The 3,092-nt window shown below is 73.4% G+C and carries 1 protein-coding gene and 1 pseudogene; both read left to right on the top strand.

Translation table 11 applies throughout. The features are described from left to right. Positions 1-121: 121 nt before the first annotated feature. Positions 122-2,869, top strand: a pseudogene (locus tag SSQG_RS04265) (type I polyketide synthase); the annotation flags it as partial. Then, on the top strand, positions 2,784-3,092 hold a 309-nt coding region (locus tag SSQG_RS43630), incomplete at its 3' end, for a hypothetical protein (RefSeq protein ID WP_338117303.1). The pseudogene SSQG_RS04265 and the gene SSQG_RS43630, both read left to right, overlap by 86 nt.

Raw genomic sequence — 3,092 nt, 5'->3', positions numbered from 1 at the left:
CCCACTGAGTACGGGCCGGCCCGGGCGAACACCGAACCGCCCGGGCCGCCCCCGAACCGCAACGCGCGACCCCCATCCGCCGGACGATCCAAGGAGATCCGAGGTTCGCATGTCCAACGACATGTCCAACGAAGAGAAGTTACTCGCCTACCTCAAGAAGGTGACCGGCGACCTCCAGAAGGCGCGCCGGCGCGTGACCGAGCTCGAGTCCGGCAGGGACGAGCCCATCGCGATCGTCGGCATGGCCTGCCGCTACCCGGGCGTCTCCTCCCCGGACGAGCTGTGGCAGCTCGTCATGGACGAGCGGGACACCATCACCGACTTCCCCACCGACCGGGGCTGGGACCTCGACAACCTCTACGACCCCGACCCCACCAAGCCCGGCCGGACCTACGTCAGGCAGGCGGGCTTCGTCGACGACGCCACCCGTTTCGACGCCGCCTTCTTCGGCATCTCCCCCCGCGAGGCCCTGGCGATGGACCCGCAGCAGCGGATCCTGCTGGAGACCGCCTGGGAAGCCCTGGAAGACGCGGGCATCGACCCGGCCACCCTGAAGGGTTCAAGGACAGGCGTCTTCACCGGCCTCGTCGAACAGAGCTACCTCGGCCTCGACACCCCCGGCGAGTTCGACGGCTACCTGATGACCAGCAAGCTCAGCAGCATGGGGTCGGGACGCATCGCGTACACCCTCGGCCTCGAAGGGCCCGCGGTCTCCATCGACACCGCCTGCTCGTCCTCGCTCGTCGCCCTGCACCTCGCCGTCCAGTCGCTGCGCTCGGGCGAGTCCACCCTGGCCCTCGCGGGAGCCTCGTACGTCGCCGCGACCCCCGGCGGTCACATCGACTTCTCCCAGCAGCGCGGACTGGCCCAGGACGGCCGCTGCAAGCCGTTCGCCGCCTCCGCGGACGGCATCGGCTGGTCCGAGGGGGTCGGCCTGCTCGTCGTCGAGCGGCTGTCCGACGCCCGGCGCAACGGCCACGACATCCTCGCCGTGGTGCGCGGCATCGCCGTCAACCAGGACGGCGCGAGCAACGGCCTCACCGCGCCCAACGGCCCGTCACAGGAGCGGGTCATCCGCCAGGCCCTGCGCAACGCCCGGCTGAACGCAACCGAGATCGACGCCGTCGAGGCGCACGGCACCGGCACCACGCTCGGCGACCCCATCGAGGCCCAGGCGCTGCTCACCACCTACGGGCAGGAGCACACCGACGAACGCCCCCTGTGGCTGGGCTCCCTGAAGTCCAACATCGGACACGCCCAGGCCGCCGCGGGCGTCGGCGGCATCATCAAGACCGTCCAGGCCCTGCGGCACGGCGTCCTGCCGAGGTCGCTCCACTCCGAGAACCCCACCCCGGTCGTCGACTGGTCGGCCGGCGCCGTACGCCTGCTCACCGAGGCACGGCCCTGGCCCGAGACCGGGCGCCCGCGCCGCGCCGGTGTCTCCGCCTTCGGCGCGAGCGGCACCAACGCCCACGTCATCCTGGAGCAGGCGCCGCCCCCTGAGCCCGCCCAGCCCGCCGAGCCGGGCGGGAAGGAGGCCGACGGCACGCCCGCCGCCTCCGTCACCCCCACCACCCCGGCCGTGCCATGGGTCCTGTCGGCGAAGTCCCCCGAGGCGCTGCGCGACCAGGCCGGACGGCTCCTCGCGCACACGGAGCGGCATCCCGCGACCGACCCGCTGGACATCGCGTACTCCCTGGCCACCACCCGCTCGACGTTCCCCCACCGGGCCGGCGTCATCGGCGCCGACCTCGACGCACTGCGCGAGGGCCTGCGCGCGCTGCGCGACGGCGAGCCGTCACCGCACGTCGTGCAGGGCAACGCCGTCGACGGCGGCAAGACGGTCTTCGTCTTCCCCGGACAGGGCGGGCAGTGGGACCGCATGGCCGTCGAACTCCTCGACACCTCCGAGGTGTTCGCCGCCACGATCCGCGCCTGCGAGGAGGCCCTGGCCCCGTACGTCGACTGGTCCCTGGAAGACGTCCTGCGCCAGGCCGACGGCGCGCCGGCCCTGGACCGCGTCGAAGTCCTGCAGCCCGCCTCCTTCGCCGTGGCCGTCTCCCTGGCCGCGCTGTGGCGCTCGTACGGTGTGCGGCCGGACACCGTCGTCGGCTCCTCACAGGGCGAGGTCGCCGCCGCCTACGTCGCCGGAGCGCTCACCCTGGAGGACGCGGCCCGTGTGGCCGCCCTGCGCAGCCAGGTGACGCGCGTGCTGCACGGACGCGGCAGCATCGCCTCCGTGGCCCTCTCGCGCGACGACCTCGCCGCCCGCCTCGAAGCGGAGGGCTGGGGCGAGCGCCTGTCCATAGCCGTCGTCAACGGGCCCCGGTCGACCGTGGTCTCCGGCGACGGTGAGGCCCTCGAGGCGTTCGTCGCCCGGTGCAAGGAGGACGGCATAAGGGCCCGGAGCTTCTCCGCGGCCTTCGCCTCGCACGCGGCCCAGGTGGAGGAGATCCGCGACAGCCTCATCGAGGCCCTGGCGCCCATCCGCCCGCGACAGGGCACCGCGCAGTTCTACTCGACGGTGACCGCCGGCCCGCTGGACACCACCGCCCTGGACGCCGAGTACTGGTACCAGAACCTGCGCCGCACGGTGGAGTTCGAGGCAACCGCCCGCGCCCTCGTCGACAGCGGACACCACACCTTCGTCGAGGTCGGCCCGCACCCGGTGCTCGGCCCGGTCCTGGAGGAGAGTCACGAGCGGGCCGTCGTGGTCGGCACGCTCCGCCGCGACGACGGCGGCCTGGACCGGTTCCTGACCTCCCTCGGCGCGCTCCACACCCGTGGTGGCCACGTCGACTGGCAGACCGTCTTCACCGGCCACGAGGTCCGCGCGGTCCGGCTGCCCACGTACGCCTTCCAGCGCGAGCGGCAATTGGAACGCCGCGACGGGCGTCGACGTCACCCGGCTCGGCCTCGCCCCCGCGGAGCACCCGCTGCTCGGCGCGGCCGTCACCGTGGCCGGAGCCGGCCAGACCCTGTTCACCAGCCGCATCTCCGCCCACACCCACTCCTGGCTCACCGACAGCACCGTCCACGGTGCCGCCGTGCTGCCGCCGTCGGCCCTCGCCGAGCTGGCCGTGCGCGCCGGC

Source organism: Streptomyces viridochromogenes DSM 40736 (assembly GCF_000158955.1).
Classification (GTDB): domain Bacteria; phylum Actinomycetota; class Actinomycetes; order Streptomycetales; family Streptomycetaceae; genus Streptomyces; species Streptomyces venetus.
Note: the sequence above shows the minus strand (reverse complement) of the source record. Positions and strands in the feature narration are given on the sequence as shown.